Source organism: Priestia sp. AB, from assembly GCF_028369225.1.
In the GTDB taxonomy this organism is placed as follows: Bacteria; Bacillota; Bacilli; order Bacillales; family Bacillaceae_H; genus Priestia; species Priestia megaterium.
Genome location: NZ_JAQMYN010000010.1, coordinates 12,008 through 34,113 on the forward strand (window position 1 = coordinate 12,008; position 22,106 = coordinate 34,113).

At 33.4% G+C, this 22,106-nt stretch carries 24 protein-coding genes; 9 read left to right on the forward strand and 15 right to left on the reverse strand.

All coding sequences use genetic code 11. From position 1 onward, the window contains the following. Window position 1: 1 nt before the first annotated feature. The 4 genes from POF52_RS23510 to POF52_RS23525 all read right to left on the reverse strand — a co-directional run bounded on the left by POF52_RS23510 (window position 2) and on the right by POF52_RS23525 (window position 3,446). The gene (locus POF52_RS23510) at window positions 2-1,222 is read right to left on the reverse strand and encodes a multidrug effflux MFS transporter (RefSeq protein WP_271995333.1); all 1,221 of its coding nucleotides are present in this window, start codon (window positions 1,220-1,222) and stop codon (window positions 2-4) included. A gap of 194 nt (window positions 1,223-1,416) precedes the next feature. Continuing rightward, window positions 1,417-2,172 carry a carboxymuconolactone decarboxylase family protein gene (locus POF52_RS23515; protein WP_271995335.1) on the reverse strand — a complete coding sequence of 252 codons (756 nt, stop codon included), beginning with the start codon at window positions 2,170-2,172 and terminating at the stop codon, window positions 1,417-1,419. Between the two features lie 215 nt (window positions 2,173-2,387). Next, window positions 2,388-2,666, reverse strand: coding sequence for an HPr family phosphocarrier protein (locus POF52_RS23520; RefSeq protein WP_271995337.1), 279 nt, complete (start codon window positions 2,664-2,666; stop codon window positions 2,388-2,390). 366 nt (window positions 2,667-3,032) lie between these two features. Then, complete coding sequence (locus POF52_RS23525) at window positions 3,033-3,446, reverse strand: cupin domain-containing protein (RefSeq protein WP_271995338.1); 414 nt, start codon at window positions 3,444-3,446, stop codon at window positions 3,033-3,035. A gap of 208 nt (window positions 3,447-3,654) precedes the next feature. On the opposite strand from POF52_RS23525, the gene POF52_RS23530 reads away from it, so the two are divergent. After that, window positions 3,655-4,200 carry a TetR/AcrR family transcriptional regulator gene (locus tag POF52_RS23530; protein WP_164797708.1) on the forward strand — a complete coding sequence of 182 codons (546 nt, stop codon included), beginning with the start codon at window positions 3,655-3,657 and terminating at the stop codon, window positions 4,198-4,200. Between the two features lie 194 nt (window positions 4,201-4,394). On the opposite strand, the gene POF52_RS23535 is transcribed toward POF52_RS23530, so the two are convergent. The 5 genes from POF52_RS23535 to POF52_RS23555 form a co-directional block, all read right to left on the reverse strand. Then, complete coding sequence (locus POF52_RS23535) at window positions 4,395-4,940, reverse strand: NAD(P)H-dependent oxidoreductase (RefSeq protein ID WP_271995339.1); 546 nt, start codon at window positions 4,938-4,940, stop codon at window positions 4,395-4,397. A gap of 25 nt (window positions 4,941-4,965) precedes the next feature. Then, a complete protein-coding gene (dmpI, locus tag POF52_RS23540; RefSeq protein WP_074898345.1) occupies window positions 4,966-5,148 on the reverse strand; it encodes a 4-oxalocrotonate tautomerase DmpI in 183 nt (60 codons plus the stop codon). 165 nt (window positions 5,149-5,313) lie between these two features. Next, window positions 5,314-6,306, reverse strand: coding sequence for an aldo/keto reductase (locus tag POF52_RS23545; protein ID WP_271995340.1), 993 nt, complete (start codon window positions 6,304-6,306; stop codon window positions 5,314-5,316). 802 nt (window positions 6,307-7,108) lie between these two features. Next, window positions 7,109-7,900 (reverse strand): glutamate racemase, encoded by a 792-nt coding sequence (gene murI / locus POF52_RS23550; protein ID WP_271995342.1) that lies wholly within the window; start codon window positions 7,898-7,900, stop codon window positions 7,109-7,111. A gap of 136 nt (window positions 7,901-8,036) precedes the next feature. Then, window positions 8,037-9,122 carry an NAD(P)H-dependent flavin oxidoreductase gene (locus tag POF52_RS23555; RefSeq protein ID WP_271995344.1) on the reverse strand — a complete coding sequence of 362 codons (1,086 nt, stop codon included), beginning with the start codon at window positions 9,120-9,122 and terminating at the stop codon, window positions 8,037-8,039. Between the two features lie 220 nt (window positions 9,123-9,342). Here POF52_RS23555 and POF52_RS23560 point away from each other — a divergent pair, with 220 nt between their 5' ends. The 5 genes from POF52_RS23560 (at window position 9,343) to POF52_RS23580 (ending at window position 14,307) form a co-directional block, all read left to right on the forward strand. After that, window positions 9,343-10,221 (forward strand): LysR family transcriptional regulator, encoded by an 879-nt coding sequence (locus POF52_RS23560; protein WP_271995345.1) that lies wholly within the window; start codon window positions 9,343-9,345, stop codon window positions 10,219-10,221. A gap of 398 nt (window positions 10,222-10,619) precedes the next feature. Continuing rightward, window positions 10,620-11,813: a YbfB/YjiJ family MFS transporter gene (locus POF52_RS23565; RefSeq protein WP_271995347.1), complete on the forward strand. Its 1,194-nt coding sequence runs from the start codon at window positions 10,620-10,622 to the stop codon at window positions 11,811-11,813. Window positions 11,814-12,241: 428 nt separating this feature from the next. Then, complete coding sequence (locus POF52_RS23570) at window positions 12,242-13,096, forward strand: alpha/beta fold hydrolase (RefSeq protein ID WP_271995349.1); 855 nt, start codon at window positions 12,242-12,244, stop codon at window positions 13,094-13,096. A 135-nt stretch (window positions 13,097-13,231) separates the two neighbouring features. Beyond that, window positions 13,232-13,609 carry a RidA family protein gene (locus tag POF52_RS23575; RefSeq protein WP_057242745.1) on the forward strand — a complete coding sequence of 126 codons (378 nt, stop codon included), beginning with the start codon at window positions 13,232-13,234 and terminating at the stop codon, window positions 13,607-13,609. Window positions 13,610-13,662: 53 nt separating this feature from the next. Then, window positions 13,663-14,307, forward strand: a complete 645-nt coding sequence (locus POF52_RS23580; RefSeq protein WP_271995353.1) for a LysE family translocator — start codon at window positions 13,663-13,665, stop codon at window positions 14,305-14,307. 227 nt (window positions 14,308-14,534) lie between these two features. Here the strand turns inward: POF52_RS23580 and POF52_RS23585 are convergent, their stop codons facing one another. Continuing rightward, window positions 14,535-14,723 (reverse strand): hypothetical protein, encoded by a 189-nt coding sequence (locus POF52_RS23585; RefSeq protein WP_057274808.1) that lies wholly within the window; start codon window positions 14,721-14,723, stop codon window positions 14,535-14,537. 837 nt (window positions 14,724-15,560) lie between these two features. Beyond that, window positions 15,561-16,193 (reverse strand): RNA polymerase sporulation sigma factor SigH, encoded by a 633-nt coding sequence (sigH, locus tag POF52_RS23590; RefSeq protein ID WP_271995357.1) that lies wholly within the window; start codon window positions 16,191-16,193, stop codon window positions 15,561-15,563. A gap of 994 nt (window positions 16,194-17,187) precedes the next feature. Here sigH and POF52_RS23595 point away from each other — a divergent pair. Continuing rightward, window positions 17,188-17,661 carry a hypothetical protein gene (locus tag POF52_RS23595; RefSeq protein ID WP_057245202.1) on the forward strand — a complete coding sequence of 158 codons (474 nt, stop codon included), beginning with the start codon at window positions 17,188-17,190 and terminating at the stop codon, window positions 17,659-17,661. A gap of 433 nt (window positions 17,662-18,094) precedes the next feature. Here the strand turns inward: POF52_RS23595 and POF52_RS23600 are convergent, their stop codons facing one another. Next, window positions 18,095-18,265 (reverse strand): aspartyl-phosphate phosphatase Spo0E family protein, encoded by a 171-nt coding sequence (locus tag POF52_RS23600; protein ID WP_164795350.1) that lies wholly within the window; start codon window positions 18,263-18,265, stop codon window positions 18,095-18,097. A gap of 171 nt (window positions 18,266-18,436) precedes the next feature. Beyond that, window positions 18,437-18,622, reverse strand: coding sequence for a hypothetical protein (locus POF52_RS23605; protein ID WP_271995360.1), 186 nt, complete (start codon window positions 18,620-18,622; stop codon window positions 18,437-18,439). A gap of 245 nt (window positions 18,623-18,867) precedes the next feature. Here POF52_RS23605 and POF52_RS23610 point away from each other — a divergent pair, with 245 nt between their 5' ends. Both POF52_RS23610 and POF52_RS23615 read left to right on the forward strand, forming a co-directional pair. After that, entirely contained in the window at window positions 18,868-19,401 is a 534-nt protein-coding gene (locus POF52_RS23610) for a HEAT repeat domain-containing protein (protein ID WP_271995361.1), read from the forward strand. A 161-nt stretch (window positions 19,402-19,562) separates the two neighbouring features. Further along, window positions 19,563-20,234, forward strand: coding sequence for a hypothetical protein (locus POF52_RS23615; RefSeq protein WP_271995363.1), 672 nt, complete (start codon window positions 19,563-19,565; stop codon window positions 20,232-20,234). A gap of 103 nt (window positions 20,235-20,337) precedes the next feature. Here POF52_RS23615 and POF52_RS23620 read toward each other — a convergent pair whose 3' ends face one another. Continuing rightward, window positions 20,338-20,874: a cysteine hydrolase family protein gene (locus POF52_RS23620; RefSeq protein ID WP_271995365.1), complete on the reverse strand. Its 537-nt coding sequence runs from the start codon at window positions 20,872-20,874 to the stop codon at window positions 20,338-20,340. A gap of 420 nt (window positions 20,875-21,294) precedes the next feature. Next, window positions 21,295-21,906: a hypothetical protein gene (locus POF52_RS23625; RefSeq protein WP_271995367.1), complete on the reverse strand. Its 612-nt coding sequence runs from the start codon at window positions 21,904-21,906 to the stop codon at window positions 21,295-21,297. Between the last annotated feature and the right edge of the window lie 200 nt (window positions 21,907-22,106).

The following is a 22,106-nucleotide window of genomic DNA, read 5'->3' on the forward strand; positions in this document are numbered from 1 at the left end:
CTTATTTAGTATAATGTTTGTATTTTGAAGCTGTTGATGCCCTTCTTATCAAGATTACGTAAGATATAACAGCTAGTATACTTGTCATAAAAATTGTTATTCCGAAGGGAATAGCAGAATTTTCTCCTGCAATACCTACTAAAGGAGAAGTGACAGCACCTAATGCAAATTGAAGAGTACCTAATACAGCAGCCGCACTCCCTGCAATGTGTCCTTGTGATTCCATAGCCAATGTGAATGAAATTGGTCCAATCATTCCAATAGCTGCTGCGAATAAGAAGATTGCAATGAACAAAGCAACGAAAGGTCCGTGAACTAGCACGACAATCAAGACGGAAGCAGTAGTGATGAAAGCCAACAACAGTCCAATTCGAAAGATCCGACGCTCATCCATCTTCCCTGCTAGTAGTTTGACCAGTTGTGATCCCAAAATAATCCCAAGTCCATTTAAAGCAAAAAGAACTGAAAACAGCTGAGGCGATATCCCGTACATATTTTGATAAATAAACGGTGTACCAGCAACATAGGCGAACACACCAGAGAACAATATGCCATTAACAAGCGCATATCCCATAAAGCTCCGATCCCGAAGTAAAGAACCATAGTTTCTTACTACTTCCTTAAAATTACCGGGAACACGCTGTTCAATAGGCAAGCTTTCTTTTATTCCCCATACGGTTAAACCTGTTAAAACAAGCCCTAAAAATCCAAGAAAAATAAATACACCAATCCATGAAGTGAACGTAGTTACTGTGCTTCCAGCAGTAGGAGAAATTAACGGAGCGATATTACTAATCATCGTCAACAGTGCCATGAATTTGACCATTTCTACTCCACTGTAGCGATCGCGAACAACCGCGCGAGAAATAACAAGTCCTGCGGAAGCTACAAATCCTTGAATGAAGCGTAAAGCAATAAATATACCGATGTTCGGGGAAAACGCACATGCTATAGAAATGAGAAAATAGAGTATCATTGAAATCAGTAAAGGCTTACGTCTGCCATGAACATCACTCAAAGGTCCAGCGACGAGCTGTCCTAGACCTAACCCTAACAAACCAGCAGTCAGGCTCAATTGAATTAAAGATGCCGTTGTATTAAAATCTTTCATCATTTGAGGCAACGAGGAAAGGTACATATCAACGGTAAAGGGACCTAATGCGGAAAAGGCAGAAAGTAACAAGGCAAATAGAAATTGATAGGTAGTAGTCTTATCCTTCATTTATATAGCTCCTTACTTTGATGGTAGGCAGTGATTAAGTTGTTTGTTACCATTCACTTTTTTCGAATCAAGAAAAATGCACAATAAACCCTTTAACTATAGATTGGAAAATTGTAGTCATCCTTTAAAGGATGACTACTTAAAGGGGCGTTATTTATATCCTTTTATAAATAGCCTACTAGCTTCTTAATTTCTTAATTTTCAGGAATAATTTCATTGACACATGCTAATGCGTTAAGAGTTCTCGGAAAGCCCATATATGGTAGGCAGTGAGTGATAGCAGTAATTAATGTTTCCTTATCATTTCCCACATTCTTGTTACCCTGCACATGTGCTTTCACTTGACCTTCAGCGCCGCCCAACGCGCTTAAAATACATAGCGTTAATAGCTCTCGTGTTTTTAAATCAAGTCCACCCCGAGTATAGAAATCTCCGAAGCAAAAAGCAGAAAGATATTCCTGTATGTGCTTTTGATTTGGTGGAGCACTCTCCTGCATTTTTTTTATGACATCTCCAAAAATCTCTACTTGAGTAGCGAGCCCTTTTTGAAAGCGATTATCTTCGTCTACTGTCTTTTGGCTTTCAACAGGTAAAGCGATATTCTTTGCTGTAAATACCTCATTAACTTCATTGATAGCATTTAACGTTTTTGGAAAACCAATATAGGGTGCGCACTGGTAAATGGCCTCTTTGATTTCTACAGGTGTTAGCCCAACATTCAATGCTGCACCAACATGTGCTTTTAATTGAGGCAACGTTTGGTTAGTAGCAAGAACCACCAAAGTAATTAGCTCACGCTGTTTGTCATCTAGATTACCTTGATAAAAAACTTCTCCAAAAATGAAATGGCTCAGAATGTCTTGAAGATCAGGGTCAGTAGCCTGTGCAGCAGCTACTCCTTCACCGAATAGCTTTTCAAACTTTTCCTTGCTCTTATCGATACGGTTCATAAATATTCCTCCTGTTGAACTTAATTTTTTTATTAAATAATTAATTTTATGTTCAGTCGTTCTTGGATGCTTAGATTCCAAATTCTACACCTAGACAAAATCATTCCAATTAATAAAGCAACCTGAGATGATTAGCCTTCAATAGAGGTACCCCTTACAAAACTCCCTCTTCAATTTCAACATGCCTAGAAAATATTAGAGGATTAATTGTTTCACTATAAACACTCTAACCCTAAATTACTGAGAGAAATTTCAATTGATTGTAGCGCCTCATACTCGTCAATTCCATCTGCTTTTATATTAAAATAATCTCCGGGTCTAATGTTTAATAACATAATATCCATTACGGTCTTAGGAGAGTTCCTTAGCTCAATGAAATCATCTCTATATTCAAGTATCATTCTGGATTTGACCATGCTAGTACTCATTACTAACATGGTTGCTGGAGCAGCAAATCCTGTATGAGTTATAATTTTAAATTGTCTTTTTAACACACTTATCTTGCTCCTTTCACTTACTTCGAAAGCAGTGTTACCAGATTGTATAGAGAAGTTAGGAATAAAATAGATGGACTTGCCATGAAAACAGCACTCCTCCATATGCAACGTGTTTAATTCCCAAACCTTATAGGACTAACCATGCTACAGAAGTTATGGTGTACTTTCCAAAGTTGGAGCAAGAAACAAATAGATCATTTTCATATTCTTAAGGCGAAAAACCTAGTTGCTAAGGTCATTAAATACCAAACTTCTCATTAGCATAAAATTTGACTCTATTAGGATTATTTTTGAAGGAAATATGCTCTTGTTTTTATCTAATGCAGCAATTCTCTCCACTTTTTTATTAAGCCTTCTTTCAATTTACTTAGTTATATTGTTATATACTTCGTCTAAAACAGGTTCTAACCATTCTGGCTTACCTGCAGTGATAGCAATGTGTTCAAACCAGCTGTCTTTTGTAGCACCATGCCAATGTTTTATACCATCATGCGTGACAACGACATCTCCAGCTTTTAAGAATTGTGCAGGTTTTTCTTCTTCCTGATACCAACCTTCTCCACCTGTTACTAGCAAGATTTGAAATCCACCTCGATGGATATGCCAGTTGTTCCGACATCCTGGTTCAAAGGTGACATTTCCAACTCCAACATTCACCTTAGGGTCTGCAACTAATGTTTGCAGATAACTTTGTCCCACAAAAAATTGTGCATATGCATCATTTTTTTCACCCACTGAAAAAATAACACCGTTTTTTACGTCTTCATGTTTTGTCATTTTGATTCCTCCAATACTTTCATAGAAATTTGTATTCTATGGCTTATCAATTGTTATAAAAACCACTATTGATTGATTAATCAACACTTGTTTATAATTATAAAAGCTAACAAGATGCGTTCAATCGTTAATTGAGTACAATTCGTTGATTACTCAACAAATGAATAAATATTGTTAAATATCTTTAGAAAAAAGTGGGGTTTTTAGAATGACTAAAGTAGATAGAAGAATAATCAAAAGCCAAGAGGCTATAAAAAAGGCTGTTACTGAATTAATGACTGAAAAACGTTTTGACGACATTACCATTCAGGATATTGCTGACAGAGCAAATGTTAATCGAGGAACTATTTACCTTCACTACATGGATAAATACGATTTATTAGATAAGATGATCGAGGAACATATGAATAATCTCAGAGACCTATGTCATTCAGCTGCTGATATGACATTTCAAGAAGGCAATTATATTTGGTTTGAATATTTTGAGCATCATCACCTATTCTTCTCCACTATGTTAGAAAGTAAAGGGGCTCATTATTTTCGTAGTCGTTTTCTTGATTTAGTCATCCAGGAGTATAGTCCTGAAGTCGATACAACTGAAGGCGAAAATCAAGGATTAAGTAAAGACGTGGTTCTTCAATTTTTTGCCTCAGCCATCGTAGGGACAGTAGAATGGTGGTTTAAGAATGGCATGCACGTTCCGACTAATGTAATAGCCGAGCAAACGGGGATATTTTTAGACCGAAACTTATAACAATTTATTACATTGCTAAAAGAAATTAAATAACCTGGATCCTATAGTAGAGGACCCAGGTTATTTAATAAGCTTATACTTGATCTTTCATCTAAATAGAATTTTATACTACTTGGAGAGAAATCACCCTTATGTTACTACGTTCAATTCAGAAACCACATAAAACGTACTATTATCTTCGGTGTGGGTTCAGACTACCGAATAGGTAGTGTCTCTAGCTCTGGATTCAAAGCATAGACAACATAATTTTTAGCGCTTTCCTCAAGCTGCTCATCAGATAGTTGATTTACTCCATATAATACGTAAGGTTTCAAATATCGTGTACCAATCAAGTTACTTGTTGCCTGAAGAGGTCGCAGTAACTCGGAAACCGTATATTTAAAATTACCTTCTGGTGAATAGTTTTCTTCAGCAGCTCCTGTAGTTACGGCAATAAGCAAGTCTTTACCATGCAGTCTATTCCCTTTGCTTCCAAAAGCCCATCCGTAAGAAAGCACAGCATCTTCCCATTTTTTTAGCAATGGAGGTGTGCTATACCAGTAGAAAGGGAATTGCAGAACAATACGGTCGTGATTCTCAAGTAATCTCTGTTCAGCTCCAACATCAAGCTGCTCATCAGGATATACTTCATAAACACGATGAACGGTGACGTTCTCTTGTTTCTCCACTTCTTCTGTCAGTAGTTGATTAGCACGAGAAGTAGTTAGTTCAGGATGAAAAACAAGAACTAAAGTTTTCATTTATAATCTCTCCTTAAAGAATAATTTATCTATCTGATAAAAGCTCACCTGCAACACCTATATTGTCTCTGTCATTTTCCTTTATAAAAACAAAGAATGCTTGTTCTGGTAGATCCATGGTATTTGCAGCTGACGTAGTAAGTTCTTTTATTAACTTTCTCTTTTGTTCTTTAGTCAATTTAGATGCTTCAACTGTTATCACAGGCATAATTTTCATTCTCCTTTTTTACTTTCTAATTTAACTTGTTTTTGTTCTAGTAGCAGAATAAATGCAATATCAAATATTTTTTACCAATTGGTTTGTTTTCCATGTTAGAGCAAGGGAGATTTCTAAGTCTAATGTTAGAAACCTCCTTTAATTTCTGCCGCGTAATTAGTTGAATCCAACGTTGAAACCATATACTGGATGTGGAACATAAGGCTCTTCAAGAAAAGCTATTTCTTCAGCTGTTAACTTAATGGATAAAGCAGCTACTGCATCTTCAAGATGAGACAATTTTGTAGCCCCCACAATTGGGGATGTTACTGGTTCTTTCTGCAAGAGCCAAGCAAGTGCGACTTGAACACGAGGAACACTACGTTGTTCCGAAATTGCAGCAACCCTTTCGACAACCAAACGATCTGCATCAGCAGTTGCATCGTATTTAGCCTTTTGAACTTGATCAGTTTCAGAACGCTGCGTTGTTTCAGACCAATCACGAGTTAACCTTCCCGATGCAAGAGGACTAAATGGCGTCACCCCTATTTTTTCTTCCTTACAAAGCGAAAGCAATTCCCTTTCATCTTCCCGGTATATAAGGTTGTAATGATTCTGCATAGATACAAACTTTGTCCATCCATTTTTTTCAGCAATATGGTTTGCCTTTAAAAATTGCCAAACAGACATAACAGAGGCACCAATATATCTTGCTTTCCCGGACTTTACAACATCATGTAGTGCTTCCATTGTCTCTTCTATAGGGGTACTCTCATCCCAACGATGGATGATGTACAAATCTACATAATCTGTTCCAAGTCTTTTTAGACTTTTATCAATTTCACTCATAATAGCTTTTCGAGAAAGCCCCGCGCCATTTGGTCCTTTATGCATACGAGAAAAAATTTTTGTTGCAATTGCGATTTCATCACGATTAGCATAGTCTTTTAAAGCCCGACCGAGAATTTCCTCACTTGTTCCCTCTGCATAAACATTTGCAGTATCAAAAAAATTAATACCAAACTCAAGGGCTTTCTTAATAATCAATCGACTTTGTTCTTCATCGAGTACCCATTTATGAAAGGAGCGTTCTGGTATTCCAAAGCTCATACAGCCAAGACTAAGACGTGATACATCCAAACCGGTATTTCCAAGTTTCGTATATTCCATTTGACCATCCCTTTCTTTTTACCAATAACATTTTTTTCATATTTCTAATCATAGGTTCTCGACAATGAATATTAATTAATCAACATCTGTTTATAATTATAAAAAGAAACTAGATACTTTCAATCGTTAATTGAGCATAATTCGTTGATTATTCAACAAATTCACCATTATTGTTAATTAATCAATGGATTTTTAATTGCTCGGAAATTTATAAAAGACCACTACATAGTTAAAAACAACAAATAATATACACCAAGTCTTGTACTAAAGTATCTACTGAAATTAATAGTGGTGATTAAAGTAAGCGCCTTTAGTACTATAATTATGAGTATTGAAGTTCTATCCGTTACACCTTCATCTTTTAAAGAATCTTTAGTAAGCACACAAAAACGGTTAGAGGAATCAGAAAACCATTTAGACCATGCTGCTAAAATGTTTAGTATAAGAAAACACTAATTCTTTGCTTTTTATTACATGAATTTTTTCAATAGTGAGTAAACTATCCAAGGCACCGTGAAGTATCATATAAGTGATTCTCCTATACTCCGTTTACAAAAACAGAAAAACCAACCTTTAGCACTCACAGGTTGGTTTTTCTGTTTTATATCCTATACATTTGTAGTTAACATAAAACGTACTATGTTAACCTAATAACCAAAGTAGAGTTGTTAAATTATAAAAAATAATGTTTTATACTTATTTGAGCTTTATTAAGAGAGAAAATAACCAAAAATAAAGAGAAATCTAAACTGAAAAAAAGCTCTTAGAATGAGAGCTTTTTTAGTTTAGATATGGAAACACTTTAGTTATTTTCAGTTTTACCTAATGTATTTTGAAGGATCCCTAGTGCATTCTTCATCTTTGTTATATAGTTCTTATCCTGATTAGAACATTGAAACGAAATATCATTGGTTCCATCATTACTTAATAAATTTTTTTCTTCTAGGAGACTAGACAGTCTTTCTACAGTTCCTTTACTGCCATCAATAAGTTGAATATGAGAGGGGAGCAAATCTTTTAATATAGGCTTGTAATAAGGGAAATGCGTACAACCTAAAACAACTGTACCATATTGGTTTAAATCAAATCTTTCTAGCTTTGACTTAAAATACGTACTCAATTCATCCCAATTAAAGTTTAGGTCTTCACAGAATTCAACTAATTCTGGAAGAGGCATTGGGTCAACAATTAAATCTTTATCAATTCTGGTAATTAGCTTTCTATATTTTAATTCTTTTAATGTTAAGTCTGTAGCAAAAACAAGCACTCGTTTATCCATTGAACTACTTAATTCAATAGCAGGCTTTGCAGCAGGCTCCATTCCGATGATTGGAATATCGTAAGTAGACCTTAATTCGTTAATAGAGATGCTAGTAGCTGTATTACAAGCAATAACAAGTGCTTTAACCTCTTGTTTAAGAATATCTTCCACTGCAGTTTGGACATGTTTATTTACTTCTTCTTTTGTCTTGGTTCCATATGGGACATTGCGTGTATCAGCATAATATAAAAAATCTTCTTTTGGAAAATGTTTTATCGCTTCATTTAATACCGATATTCCTCCAATGCCAGAGTCAAAAAAACCAATTCTCATGTTGTTCACCTTACAATTCAAATATTTTTTTACATCATTTAATTTATTATACCTTTAGAGTAAATGATTAAATAGGAAAAGCCCAATTCTATAGATTCAAACGGTAATTACTATAGAATTGGGCTTATTTATTAATTTAACTATAATTGAGTGTTTTTAGAATATTTTCTGCTTGTTGCACAGTAGCTTTCACTAGATCTGCTGCTGTTCTATCTCTTTCTACCAGCCTTGTACTTTGACCGCACCATAAAGACATATATTCTTTATTACCTAGCTTAGCTGCAGCTCTTCGAATATCTCCTGTAATGGTATTTTGTGTAGGAAAACATAACGGTTTAATCTTAGAATTTTCGAACTCTTTAATAAAAGTATTGGCTATTCCTCGGGCAGGACGACCTGAAAAATGTCTAGTGAGAACCGTGCTTTCTTCATCACTTTCGTGAAGAGCTTCTTTATAACAAGGATGTGCTCCAGATTCTTGTGTCGCTAAAAAGGCAGTTCCCATTTGTACGCCACTTGCGCCCAGAGCTAAAGCCGCGATTAGTCCTCTTCCATCCATAATTCCACCGGTGGCAATGACAGGAACATCTACTTGATCTACTATTTGAGGTACAAGTGAGAAGAGTCCAATATTAGCTCCATAAGGATGCTCATTTATATCAAATGTTCCCCGATGACCACCTGCTTCACTTCCTTGAGCTATAATCACATCCGTACCCTGTTCTTGTGCAGTTAGAGCTTCTTTGACTGTTGTAACCATTGTCATAACTTTTATGTCATTTTCTTTTGCTATTTTCATCGCGTAAGGTGGAAGAACACCAAAAGCTGTGCTTATTATAGGTATTTGTTCTTCTACCAATACTTCAAACTGCTCTTTAAATAAATTTTTAGTTTTGACTTCTTGTTCAACATGCTTAATAGATAAAACGCCTCGTATCGTGTTTAATACCTGCTGGACCTCTTCTAACCCACCTATATTATCTGCCATTTCAGTAGCAAAAAGATTAACAGCAAAGGGCCTTTTGGTATATTTCCGAATCTTTCTTACAGCTTGGCGGATATCCTCTGGATGCATGTAAGCAGCGCCTAATGTTCCAAGCCCACCTGCTTCGCATACGTTTACAATGAGCTCTACTGTTGTAATTTTATCTCCCGCCATACCAGCCTGTATAACGGGTACTTTAATATCTAAAATTTCACAAACACGATTATCTAAATTCATTTTTCTCCCCCGGGTTATGAAGTAGACTACATGAGTTGTATTAAGATTTAAATAAATGATGTGGTCTGGTAGTTAATTCATTTTTATTAAGAGCACATGTGATACTCATAGAACATGCTCCATATTTATCATATATGTTTTTCTCCATATGGTATAATTCAAAAAAAGATATTTGTCATCGTTATAACAGATGGCAAAGAGAAATTAGGTGTGAAAAAACATGGATATTCAATCCTTGCGTATTTTTAAGTCAGTTGCCGAGTATGGGAGTATCTCAAAGGCTGCAAAAGAGCTAAATTATGCACAGTCTAATATTACGACTCGAATGCAACAGTTAGAAAATAGCCTCCAAACCGTCTTGTTCTATCGACATAATAAAGGAGTTACACTAACAGCAAAAGGAGAATTATTAATAACTTATGCTGATAAAATCTTTCGTCTTTTAGATGAAACAAAAGAAGTAATGAGGGACCAAGAAGAGCCTCAAGGTCCATTAGGTATCGGATCAATGGAGACAACAGCTGCAGTTCATTTGCCGAGGTTTCTTTCTAGATATCACTCTGCTTATCCGCAAGTAGATTTAAACTTAAAAACGGGGCCTACCAGTCAGCATATTGAAGCAGTGTTAAATTATAAATTAGACGGTGCATTTGTCTCTGGACCTCTATCTCATCCTGATCTTATTGCAAAAAAAGTTTTCACTGAAGAATTGGTGTTGGTAGGAAATTCGTTACTTTCTCAATCTTTAAAATCTCATAAAGTTGATAATCTGACACTTTTAGTCTTACATAAAGGTTGTTTTTATCGTGAGAAATTAAAGCATTGGTTACATGAAGAAGGTGTGATACCTTCTAAAGTTATGGAATTTGGTTCCTTGGATGCCCTTATGGGGTGCATAGCAGCTGGACTGGGAGTTACTTTACTGCCATTGTCTATTGTGCAAAGATACAGCTATCTAGAGGAGGTTACTCATTATCCTATTCCAGAAAAATTTTCACTAGTCGATACGCTTTTTATTTATCGTACTGATGCCACTTTCTCTACGCCTCTTATTAAATTTATAGAGATGTTTCAAGAAGAGAGGATCAGTCCTCTATAATATCTTAGAAAAGGAGAATGGATTTGCATCCTCGTTATATGGATAAAGAGTTCCACACAACTAGAACTTGGATTCATAATCAGAAAGTGTGTACCTATTATATGGAATAAACCCCATCAGAGTAATTGAAGTTATCATATTTTATTCAATAAAAAGTCCTTTGCTCTTATTAAGCAAAGGGCTTTTACATATGTGTAAATATGGTAGTGAAGAAAGCTCTATAGATTTAGAAAGTCATGAACGCGCTGGCAGATTCAATGAGAAGCCTAAGAGAAAATACAAACTTCCATGAATTTCTATATCTATTTTAGAGATACCCGTTATCTATTTTAAGTATTTTATTATATATCCAAATAGAGATATGCTGAAATAGTAACGTTTTTAAAGGAGATGAGAACTTGATTAAAATTTTAGTAGGTGGAATATTATCATTAGTTGTTGCAATGGGCATTGCACGGTTTTCCTATACGCCAATTCTACCTCTTATGCAAAGTGACCTGTCATTTTCAAATAAAGTCGCCGGGTATCTTGCTACAAGCAACTATGCTGGATATCTAGTTGGGGCAGTTTTAGTAGGTATCCTTCCTTTAAAGCAGCGTAGAAAAGCATTTTTGAGATTAAGTCTAATTCTTAGTGTAGTTACCACGGCAGGTATGGGGTTATTTCAAATGTATTCAGCGTGGTATGTTTTTCGCTTCGTATCTGGTTTTTCCAGTGCATTTGTACTTGTTTTAGCTTCAAGTATTGTATTAGATAAACTGGCTGAAAAAGGGCAAACAAATTGGTCTGGGCTTTTCTATGGAGGAGTTGGAGTCGGAATTTTTCTTACTGGAATCATTATTCCTATTTTAAATCATTATTTTAAATGGGCAGGAGCATGGGGTGGACTCTCTATTCTAAGTATTGTTTTTACTTTCCTAGTATGGGTTTGGTTAAAGGATGAGACCTCTAATTCTACTCAAAATAAGAAGAAGGAAATACCTTCTCATGGACCTCCAACAACTTGGATTCCTTGGTTGGTTATAGCCTATGGTCTAGAGGGTCTCGGGTATATTGTAACTGGTACATTCATTATATCTATTGCAGGACAAATACCAAATTTTAATGGAGATGCAACCTTTATATGGATGATTGTCGGTTTAGCTGCGATTCCATCTTGTATTATCTGGTCTTCACTTGCCAAAAAAATGGGGTTTGTGAAATGCTTAGTTGTTGCCTTGCTATTACAAGCATTTGGCATTGTAGTCCCGGTATTATTAATGACTAAAACGGGGTTAATTGTCAGTGCAATATTGTTTGGAGCAACATTTATGGGAATTACAACGCTTGCTACAACATTAGCAAGCCGAATTAATCCAAAGAATAGTAGCCGTATCATCGGTTACCTCACAGCTATTTATGCTGCTGGTCAAATGATAGGACCCTTGCTTGCAGGGCACCTTGCATCTGCTAGTCATAATTACAACTCTGCTTTAATTGGGGCTGCAATTGTAGTATTAATAGGTGCTCTCTTTTTATTATCTGGGATTCGCTTTGATAATAAGCCGGTTAAAGTTGTAATTACAGAAAATATACAGAATGAAGAAAATTAACATTTATGTGTCTAATAAGGATTGAAAGCATGTCGTTGAGAAAGAAAAAGAACAATTTAAATCATTGCTTTGTTTATACATCTTTATTTGTATAATTTCAGTAACTACAGGTTGAATAAATAAAAGCTATTATATCAGTTTTTAAAGAAAAAACCTTGATATGATAGCTTTTTAAACAAGGAAACATGAAGCAATTGAATATTTATATTGCCTCCTCACTTAAGTGGATATCTCTTTTAGAGATACCCCCCATCTCAGTATTGAATTATACATGCTAGGAAAATCTATTATAAGGTGTAGGTACTGATTAAAAAATCTATGGGGAAAGCAGTCAGTAACTTTAGCAGAAATAAAGTCTTCATTGATGATAGTTGTTTAGAAAAGAGTTTAGTCACTTGAACGTTTAAAAATTAGAGAGGAGTGTTTGTATGGTAACATATCATACTTTAGAGGTGAAAGATCTAAATATATTTTATAGGAAGGCAGGGGATCCAGATAAACCAATCATCTTATTGCTACATGGTTTTCCATCTGCAAGCCACATGTTCCGAGATCTCATTCCGGTTCTAGAAAAAGATTATTATGTAATTGCCCCTGATTATCCTGGCTTTGGAAATACAACTTCGCCTGATCGAAAAAAATTTGACTATACATTTGATCATATTACGGAGGTAATCGAAGCTTTCGTTAATAAATTAGAACTTGATAAGTATGCTCTATATGTTTTTGATTATGGTGCTCCGATTGGTTTCCGTTTAGCCATGCATAACCCAGAGCGTGTAACAGCAATTATTAGCCAAAATGGAAACATTTATCGAGAAGGTTTAGGAGCAAAATGGGCGGCTAGAGAAGAATACTGGGAAAATCCCACGCTGGAAAAAAGACAAAGTTATCGAACGGCTTTTGCAGCAGAAACCATTAAGCATCAGTATATCGATGGGACGCAGGAAAATACAGTTTCTCCAGATGGTTATACGCTTGACATTGCCTATATGAAACGACCAGGAAATGATGAAAAACAGTTAGATTTAATATTTGATTATCAAACCAATGTAAAGATGTATCCCGAATTTCAACAATATCTCTGTAAGTATCAACCACCTTTATTAGCAGTATGGGGTAAAAATGATGTTTCCTTTATTCCAGAAGGAGCTGAAGCTTTCAAAAAAGATTTACCTGATGCAGAGATCCATTTAGTAGACAGTGGACACTTTGCTTTAGAAACACACGCAAATGAAATCGGTGAATTGATGGTAGATTTCTTAAAACGTAATTATATTTAGAGTGAAAAAGAATAAAACGAAGAATCTACCTAAACATTACACCGTAATCTATAAAGATAGGGGACATAGAGGTTTATGATTTGTTTATAAACCTCTATATCGCAGTAAGTTAGATATCTAAAGGAGGTAGTATATATGACAAGAAAATGTATTAATGCTGATGGCGCTGTTGCTGTTGGTCCCTACTCTCATGCAGTTGAAGCAGGAGATTTACTGTTTTTATCCGGACAAACGCCTATTGATCCACAGACTCAGAAGCTCTCAGAGGGTAATATTGTAGAACAAACAAAACAATGTTTTAAAAATCTTTTTAAAGTGCTGGAAGCATCAGGTCTAACCCCTGATAATGTGGAAAAGGTAAATGTTTTTTTAACCAATATGGATGATTTTGCAGCAATGAACGAAGTTTATGCAACACAGTTTTCTGCTCCATATCCTGCTCGTACAACTATAGGTGTAGCGTCCCTCCCTCTAGGCGCACAAATTGAAATAGAAATGATAGCTAGAAGGTAGTATCCCTTAATTCATTTATAGTAATAATATCTATTTGCTTCGGAGGTATATTTATGTTTGATTTTATTAATTTAGATTTTACTAATTTTACAGCTTTTTTGTTTGCCACATTGGTAATATCACTTATTCCAGGGCCAGATGTAGCATTTGTAGTAAGCCGTAGCATTGCTGGGGGGAAAAAGGTCGGAATTGCCACAGCATTTGGAATGCAAGTAGGGATTCTTTTCCACATTCTCCTCGCCGCATTCGGCCTATCGGCTATTTTGATGACTTCTGCACTTGCTTTTCAAATCGTAAAATATATTGGTGCTGCATATCTAATTTACTTGGGAATACAAACTATTCGAGATAAAGAGGGAATAAACATTAATATTCAAAAAAATCACGGGGGTATGTGGAAAGCTTTTTGGCAAGGAGCTATAACTGATGTTTTTAATCCAAAAGTTGCTTTGTTTTTTCTTACTTTTCTCCCACAATTTATTAGTCCCGACCAAGGGAACACTTTTTTCCAATTCATATTTCTAGGGGTTATTTTTGGATTACTTGGTCTAATAATTGACGTTTGCTATTCAATTATTGCAGATTCAATTAGAAATGTTCTAGCAAAAAATAAAACTATAATGCAATGGCAGAAAAGGGTTAGTGGATTTACTTTAATTGGTTTAGGAACTTGGTTAGCTTTTGAAAAGAGAGATTAATCATCAACGAACAGGTGCTAGAGCGAAGTAGAAAAAATTGATTTTATGATTAAAAGTTTATGTTTAGTTATTCTATTAAAGTTGCTTTAATGAAGAGACGAAAGAGCCCAATTTCTCCGTGAATTTATAGATATGGGGCTTTTTCTTTATCTTTAGTAATTACCCTTTAATCTTACTTAACATAAAACACGTTATAAGAACCTATAAAAAAAGAGAAGATCATATTCCTAATCTTCTCTTTTTCTATATTTCAACTGTTCCTCTTTATAAATAAAATTCATTATTAAACAAAATCCTGCTAGAAGCCAACCAATAATAGGGGAATAAATAAAAACATTTGTCAATAACAATCCTCCACAAATAGAGATAACCGAAAACATTAATAAAAAAACGTTAGTACCTTCATTTTTATTCATATAAAACATCTCTCTAATTAATCAACTAAGTAAAAAAATAAAAACTTTTGAAAGAATTCCATAATATTTCCTAACTTCTAAGGAATATTTCCCAAACAAAAAAGGACATTTCCTCTATGCCCTGTTCCTCGTATCAGCCCCACCTACGCTAAATACTATGACAGCCACTCATGCCATCCAACCTATTTTCATTATATTTGAAAGCGTTTACAAAGTAAAGTAATTAATTAAATGTTCTGCCTATTCTTTTTATTATATTTAACTTTGTCTATGACGAATAATATCAAATATGGTGAGCAAACTAAACAAGACGCTGTGATAGAGTCATTTACGACTACAATTCAACGAATAGAGGAAGACCATCTCTTTTAACTGGGAAGAGGTGGTCTTTTCTTTTTTTAAAATATATACAATATACAAATCTAGTCTACATAAGGTCAATAAAGTATAAAATCTCCTCAATAGGGCAGACTGCTAAAGTTCGCTGGATCATATATATATACAATACCTGTTGTATGTAAATAGCTTTATTTCTTGTTGCAGTTGCAGACTTCCTAACAAGTCTGTTTCTTTTTATTTAATAATTATAAAAATGAATAATAAATAACATCTTGAGCAAACTACCCAAGATGCTTTAAAATATCAAATAAAATGAAATAATGTACATACAAGAAAAACTCCCTACGGAAATAGGGGTTTTTTTCTGTTTTTAAGGTGTATAAGATATACAAAGTTAGTTAACATAATGTAAATTACAGGAAAACATAAACTCAAAAGCCCTTTTATCAACGGCCTTTTGCATACTATAAATTTAATTTTTTCATTAAGGCAAAAAGATTACATAGCTTTTTCTATCTCCAAGTACCGTTCTACTTTTCTTTTTATTCGTTGAATAGCATTATCGATAGACTTTTCAGGTATACTTAATACTTTGGAAATTTCTGTATATGAATAGTCATTTATATATAAAGTCCATACTCTTTGTTCTAATTTACTAAGTAATTCGGCTATTTTTTGTTTCTTTTCTTCGAATTCTTCTTGATCGATAAGTAATAATTCTGGATTTGTTATATTTCTTTCTGCTATCATATCCAGAAGCATATAGGTTGATCCTTGATTAGATAGGGACTTGTATAAGGAAACATACGCATTTAGAGGTCCATGTTTTTGACGAGCAGCTGTTTTAACCGCAGTGAACATCTGTCTCTTAATACAGAGCTCAGCGAACGTTTTAAAAGAGGACATCTTATCCTCTTTAAAATTACGAATGGCCTTATATAGACCAATCATTCCTTCTTGAATAAGATCTTCCTTATCTGCCCCTTTTAAAAAATAGGTTGATGTCTTCGCTTGAACAATCCTCCGATATTTTTTAATTAAAAAATTTAGTGCCTCCTCGTTCCCGTAATAAATTAAGTTTAGTAGATCTTCATCTTTATATTTATCGTAATTTTTGATATTTGCACTCACTCATATCCCTCCGCCAATCTTAGGTGAATTTTGAAAGTATTCCTGGAATAGCAAGCTTAATTTTTTTAAGATAATCTTAGTCAGTAAAAAAATATCGGTTTGTTGTAAGACAAAAAGCGCCTAGAATAGCCTGGCGCTTCTCTATATACCTTTATTTTTCGATTATTATTTCTCCATCCCTCTAAAGTATAAACAACTAGAAATAAAAATGTTGTCGAACTTTGGTAATGCTTCCAAGAAATCTAATCTTTTGCACTTCACAATGCTGTATAAGATAAATAAAAATTCCTCTTTAATTTAAATAACATTTTTTTTATTTAGAGATACCCTGTAGAGTTAGTTCACATAATGTGGTTTATTGAAAAAGAAGTGTCAGTATGTGTCGAATGGGTAATATAAAAGAAATAGCATCAGGAGGGGAGGACATGCTGGATAACTATGAACGTTTCCTATTCCATAGGGAGATTAAAGGATTAATTGCAGATTATAATAAGTGTAGAGCTTTAGCCACCAAGAACGAATTATATCATCAGATAGTCCTTCTAAAAAAAGTACTTAAATATAAATGAAAAAAGGTTCCGAGATGATATAGGCTATCTATTTATTGAGAAAAACGATTTGCCTCTCAAATTTCTTACCTTATTTATTTGCTCAGTACAATTGATAAATATGTTAAAAATGAGATAAGAGCTTAATGATAAAATAATTGCTTTGCAATAAAAGAACAGAAAAATACAAAAAACTAAATTAGAGTATTTTATAAGCGACCTCATAATTCTAATTTCAATTAATGAGGTCGCTTATTATTGGTGTAAATCCTTAAAAATCATGGGTCGATATATTTTCTTATAATCAATATCAATGATTAATGAATCCATGATAATGATGTTTATATACATTATTGATATTAGTAAATAGTGAAAAATGATGTTCCCTTTTTCTAGTTTGTTATAATGAAAGTATATATGGTACGGGGAGGGCAGAGAATTTAAATATGATACTTATTAAAAACAGTGAAGAAGTAATAAGAGAAGCAAAATATCAACTTCACATGACCATGGATGATTATCAAACCAACATTATCTCTATTTTTGATAAACAACGTATTCTAATGAATCAACGAATTAGATTAATGATTCTTCTATCTGATATAAAAGAGCAGGCTGTATTAATTGGAAAACACTCTGCAGCCAAGGGCAGATCAGAATATGGAGGACAGGATCAATTAATTACAGAAGTTATAGATGGAGTTCCTTTTCAGTACAGTAAAGAAACAGTGAGCAATTTGGAGAATAACATACAAATTAGTAAAAGAGAAATCGAAGATATAGCAAAAGAGTGCGGATTAGATACTGAAAAAACAATTAACCTCAAAGCTCTTTTACTTAATTTAAAGGTATCTAGTTACATAAATGGGCATTATGAAATGTATGTAAAAGATAACACTTTATCTGGCAAAAGATCTTAAAACGTTCGAATAAAAGGAATAAAGTTTTAATTATAAGTAAAACCAATCAAGGTGGCGTGAGGCATTCGTACTCAAACATAAGATATATGTTAATTTTTAAAAATATAGCATTTTAAGGTAAAATTACCCCTTTTTTTTAGTACACTTTAACAAGATATTCTGATAATACTCAAAATTGAGAGGATGATCTATTTACGGATTAATTTGTTAAACGATCAGAAAGCAACCTCATTCACTTCAATGCCCGTGAATGAGGTTGCTTTCTTTTTTGATGTAAATATTTTTTCTACATATGTAACCCACATGAAATAGTGCTGTTATAAAGATATGTTACTATCGACTTGTCGTTAATATAGCATAGTTTTAATCCCAGAGAAGCAACCTCGCTTGCCAATGCCGAGGTTGCCTTTTAATTTATATAGGATAACAAGGTTTATTTATCTACCTTATACAATTCATTTAACAAATAATCCATCAACTTACTCATTTTAATTGTATTATTGCTATTAAATCCTTCTTTTAGCCCTGTAACAATCATTCTTTCTCTCATAATCTCTATTTCTGTAATTAAAATCTGCTTGGTAACTCCTTTGTATGCATTCAATCATCATCACCCATTACTATTCCTGTTAATTTTTCCATTAATATAACATTAAATGTATTTATTTCGTGTATCAACGACTAATATATTCCAATTTCTATGAGGTATTTGTTTCATAAAAAAAAGCAACCTTGACTCTAGTAACTAGCAGTAGAGTTAGGTTGCTTTCTTATATTATTTAAAGCTTTCTCTCTGACGTAAACCCTTTTGTAATTCAATTGTATATCTTAATCTTGTTTGTCTTTTATAAAGTTCATCAGATAGATCTTTAAACTCATCTTCCGTAATAATTCCTTTAATTAATTTATTAAAGAGATCATTAAGCCGTTGAGTTAAAGCTTCAAGTTCTTTTTCTTTCAACGAAGTTCATCCTTTACAATAAAATAGGGTAACCATATAGGAATAATCAATTTATTTTACATGATTTATTTAAATATGTCATAGTGGTAAATTATGAACCGTAGTCCAATTATTGGACATTAAAATCTAATGATTGGTGAATTTTTTCATTATACTTATATGGTATTTATGGATAAATATGTTTTTACGGGACTTTTCATTTGCTATGTCGAACCTAACAAAAACGTGGGAAAGGAGCTGTTAATATGGATCAAAAACAAAAAAAGAGGTTAGCAATTACTAGAGAACTAATGGAGAATGCTAAGAAACGAATTGATTTATCTTATGAGTTAGAGCAGGACTTAGAAACTATTAAAAAAATAGGATCAATGCAAGATCCTTCAACAGTACCAACTTTAATAAAATACTTAGTCAGTACCGACAGTAATGTTGTAAGAGATGCTTTAGCAATAGCGCTAGCCGATATTGGAGATTATCAAGCTATTGAACCACTTATTAGATTATTGAAGAATCCTAAGACAGTTAAATCTAGAGGAACCCTATTATACGCATTAGAATCATTTAATTGTTCTAACTATGCTGAACTAATAACTGAATTGTTATTTGAAGACAACTTTGAAGTAAGTAGACAAGCTTTTATACTGTTAGAAGCTCAGATGCTTCATATCTCAAACGATATAAAAACAAAATGTATAAAAAGAATAAAACAACAATTGAGAGAAACTCCTAATAAGGTTCAATTCTTAACAGAAGCTATTGATTTGTTTTTAGAGGATTAATTTGTATATCATATAGAAACCTGCTTTACATAACAGGTATTATAAGAACCAAAATTAATTGCAGCATTTATTGCTAAGATTCTTTTAATTAAACATTATAAAAATACCATTTTGTGTTAAATTTAATTTAGGTTCTTTAAAATACTTAAGGTGGTTATTTAATGAAAAAAAGATTAGGTTGTTTCCATGCTCATCACTCTAATATTGAACATATCGAAAAAGCTCTAAAACCCTACAACATTGAATTAATTCATTTCGTAGATCCTGGATTAGACCGTATTAAAATGGATTCTAACTTCACAAAAGAGGTAGCAGAAAAGAAAATTCAAGATACGTTAGAATGGATATCAAGTTGTCACGTAGACGCTATTTTGATTACATGTACCTTTTTTACAGCTAATATCGAACAAGATAAACTTGCCTACTCAATTCCTATTATTAAAATTGATGATCCTTTATTTCATTCAATCTGTGAGAAAGGTGAGCCCCAAATCTTAGTCTTCACTAATCCAAACACCGTAGAAGGTACTATGAATCAACTAATTAACTTTGCAACTAAGCAGAAGAAAAACATTCAAGTTGAATCCTATCTCTTAGAAAACACATTTAATCTTGTTATGGAAGGTAAGAAAGAAGAATATATAGAATCTGTATCAAGTGGATTGAATCATCTTATAAATAATCATCCTGATAAAATTGTTTCGGCAGCGCAATTGTCAATGGTACCTGCAGCAGAAATTATTGAATCAAAAACAGATGCTTACGTTGGAAACCATTTAAAATCATTATCTAATTACTTAGAAGAACTTCTAGAATTAAATGTTTATCAGTAATCACTAAAGTCTACATACTAGAAAGTTAATATAATCACAGTTCCAGAAACAAAAAACAGCCTATAAATGGCTGTTTTTTTCATGTAATAAGTTATTTATTAGCTTAAAATATAATTTCGTTTACTTGTTTTAATGTAACGAATCTGCCACCTAGCATATTATTATGATGTTCTACTATTTTAGAAGCTGAAAGCACAGCCGTATCAAATGTGCTATGGGCATCTTTTACTAAGATATTTTCTTTATAACCTAAGCTATAAGCTCTTCTACAAGTAGTATCTAAACAAAATTCGGTTTGCATACCTGCAATGACTAATTTTTCGATTTCAAGTTCCTGAAGTTTTTTATATAAAGTTGTTTGATAAAATGCGTCCCAAGATGATTTTTGAATAACTGTGTCTGTTGGTAGGGGGCCAACATCCTGATGGATTTCCCATGTGACTTTTCCTTCACTAAGCATACTATCCGAACTGGGGTCTGTATGCTGTATATAGATAATTGGCACATTAGATTTGTGCGCTTTTTCCCTTAGAGAAGTAATATTTTTAAGTACTTGTTGTTCATTCCATAAAGATCCACCTTCATAAGAAAACATGATGTTTTGAACATCAATAAGCAACAAAGCTGTTTTTTTACTCATTTCATTGTATCCCCCTATTGAGTTTTGTGGTAAAAAATTCAAAATAATATTATATCAAATTAAAATCTCATATTATATAGCTTGATCCTGCAAAATCTAGCTTTCTCTGAAATGTAAATAGTATATAAACGTAGTTACCATAATGTAGTTTATAGGAACGTGGATTTATTTATCACAGCCTTGATAGATTTACTTTCGCACTTACGTATTAATTAGTGACAGTAAACTATAAAATATATAAAAGAGGTAGGTATGGTGCATAAGTCTAATGGGATTTATAAAGAACTAAACAAAGTTAAAATAGACCTAAGGAATTACCCTATAATTGAACTTAAAACAGAAGAAAAAGAGAATCTCAAAAGAGCAGTCTTGAAACAATTAAGACTTTAATTAATTCAAATTCAGTTGAAAACAAAAAGGTTAAGCAAAATGCTTAACCTTTTTGTTTTTGAGTGTCTTTAATCTAAATAAATAGATAAAAACACTAATAATTATTAAACAGTAAGTAACACTTTGAGCCATGCCCAAAACATCACTCCAACCTCTAGTACCATTTAAGAATAGCTGAAGCAGCAAACCTGCTGGTAGCGTTACTAATACAAAAGGTTTTTTGGTGAACAAAAACCCAACGATTCCTCCTATAATACCGCCTACAACGGATGCACCGTACCATGTAATGAAGGTATATAGTATGTCTTTTAAACCCCATACTACACTGTCTGGTTGATCATTATAAAAATGACCAATTACAAAATACATGGTAATGGAACTGACAATATAAAAGCTTCCAAAATATGCTGCTTGCCTTGTTCGGGTTCCAAATATATATCCAACAACCATCGCCATTATAAACCAACCTGGTAAAGAATTAAGCATGATAGCTACATAGGAAACCATTAATTCAGGAGTGGTCATACTCGTTACAAGTGGCAAATGATCAGACATAACAGAGAAAACTGCGACAATTCCCCCTACGACTAATGTAAAAATAATAAACTTTACCCAAACCTTCTGTTTATCCTTATGTGACAAAACAATCCCTCCCAGCCTTACTGCTATAAATAAGACGTTTAGTGAAAAGAATTGTTTTACTTTTTAAGGAATCTTTTATTTATTTCAGATGTATACGATATACCAAACCAGTTAACATAATCGCAGTTATCGGCATAAAAAGTGCTTGGATAATTGCTATCCAAGCACTTCTAAATTTAATTATGTATTGCTTTTCTTTT

Excerpts from the sequence above, each read along its gene's own strand:
- POF52_RS23510 (WP_271995333.1), bottom strand. The coding sequence starts at position 1,222 with ATGAAGGATAAGACTACTACCTATCAATTTCTATTTGCCTTGTTACTT.
- POF52_RS23515 (WP_271995335.1), bottom strand. The coding sequence starts at position 2,172 with ATGAACCGTATCGATAAGAGCAAGGAAAAGTTTGAAAAGCTATTCGGT.
- POF52_RS23525 (WP_271995338.1), bottom strand. The coding sequence starts at position 3,446 with ATGACAAAACATGAAGACGTAAAAAACGGTGTTATTTTTTCAGTGGGT.
- POF52_RS23530 (WP_164797708.1), top strand. The coding sequence starts at position 3,655 with ATGACTAAAGTAGATAGAAGAATAATCAAAAGCCAAGAGGCTATAAAA.
- POF52_RS23535 (WP_271995339.1), bottom strand. The coding sequence starts at position 4,940 with ATGAAAACTTTAGTTCTTGTTTTTCATCCTGAACTAACTACTTCTCGT.
- dmpI (WP_074898345.1), bottom strand. The coding sequence starts at position 5,148 with ATGCCTGTGATAACAGTTGAAGCATCTAAATTGACTAAAGAACAAAAG.
- POF52_RS23545 (WP_271995340.1), bottom strand. The coding sequence starts at position 6,306 with ATGGAATATACGAAACTTGGAAATACCGGTTTGGATGTATCACGTCTT.
- murI (WP_271995342.1), bottom strand. The coding sequence starts at position 7,900 with ATGAGAATTGGTTTTTTTGACTCTGGCATTGGAGGAATATCGGTATTA.
- POF52_RS23555 (WP_271995344.1), bottom strand. The coding sequence starts at position 9,122 with ATGAATTTAGATAATCGTGTTTGTGAAATTTTAGATATTAAAGTACCC.
- POF52_RS23560 (WP_271995345.1), top strand. The coding sequence starts at position 9,343 with ATGGATATTCAATCCTTGCGTATTTTTAAGTCAGTTGCCGAGTATGGG.
- POF52_RS23570 (WP_271995349.1), top strand. The coding sequence starts at position 12,242 with ATGGTAACATATCATACTTTAGAGGTGAAAGATCTAAATATATTTTAT.
- POF52_RS23575 (WP_057242745.1), top strand. The coding sequence starts at position 13,232 with ATGACAAGAAAATGTATTAATGCTGATGGCGCTGTTGCTGTTGGTCCC.
- POF52_RS23580 (WP_271995353.1), top strand. The coding sequence starts at position 13,663 with ATGTTTGATTTTATTAATTTAGATTTTACTAATTTTACAGCTTTTTTG.
- POF52_RS23585 (WP_057274808.1), bottom strand. The coding sequence starts at position 14,723 with ATGAATAAAAATGAAGGTACTAACGTTTTTTTATTAATGTTTTCGGTT.
- POF52_RS23595 (WP_057245202.1), top strand. The coding sequence starts at position 17,188 with ATGATACTTATTAAAAACAGTGAAGAAGTAATAAGAGAAGCAAAATAT.
- POF52_RS23610 (WP_271995361.1), top strand. The coding sequence starts at position 18,868 with ATGGATCAAAAACAAAAAAAGAGGTTAGCAATTACTAGAGAACTAATG.
- POF52_RS23615 (WP_271995363.1), top strand. The coding sequence starts at position 19,563 with ATGAAAAAAAGATTAGGTTGTTTCCATGCTCATCACTCTAATATTGAA.
- POF52_RS23620 (WP_271995365.1), bottom strand. The coding sequence starts at position 20,874 with ATGAGTAAAAAAACAGCTTTGTTGCTTATTGATGTTCAAAACATCATG.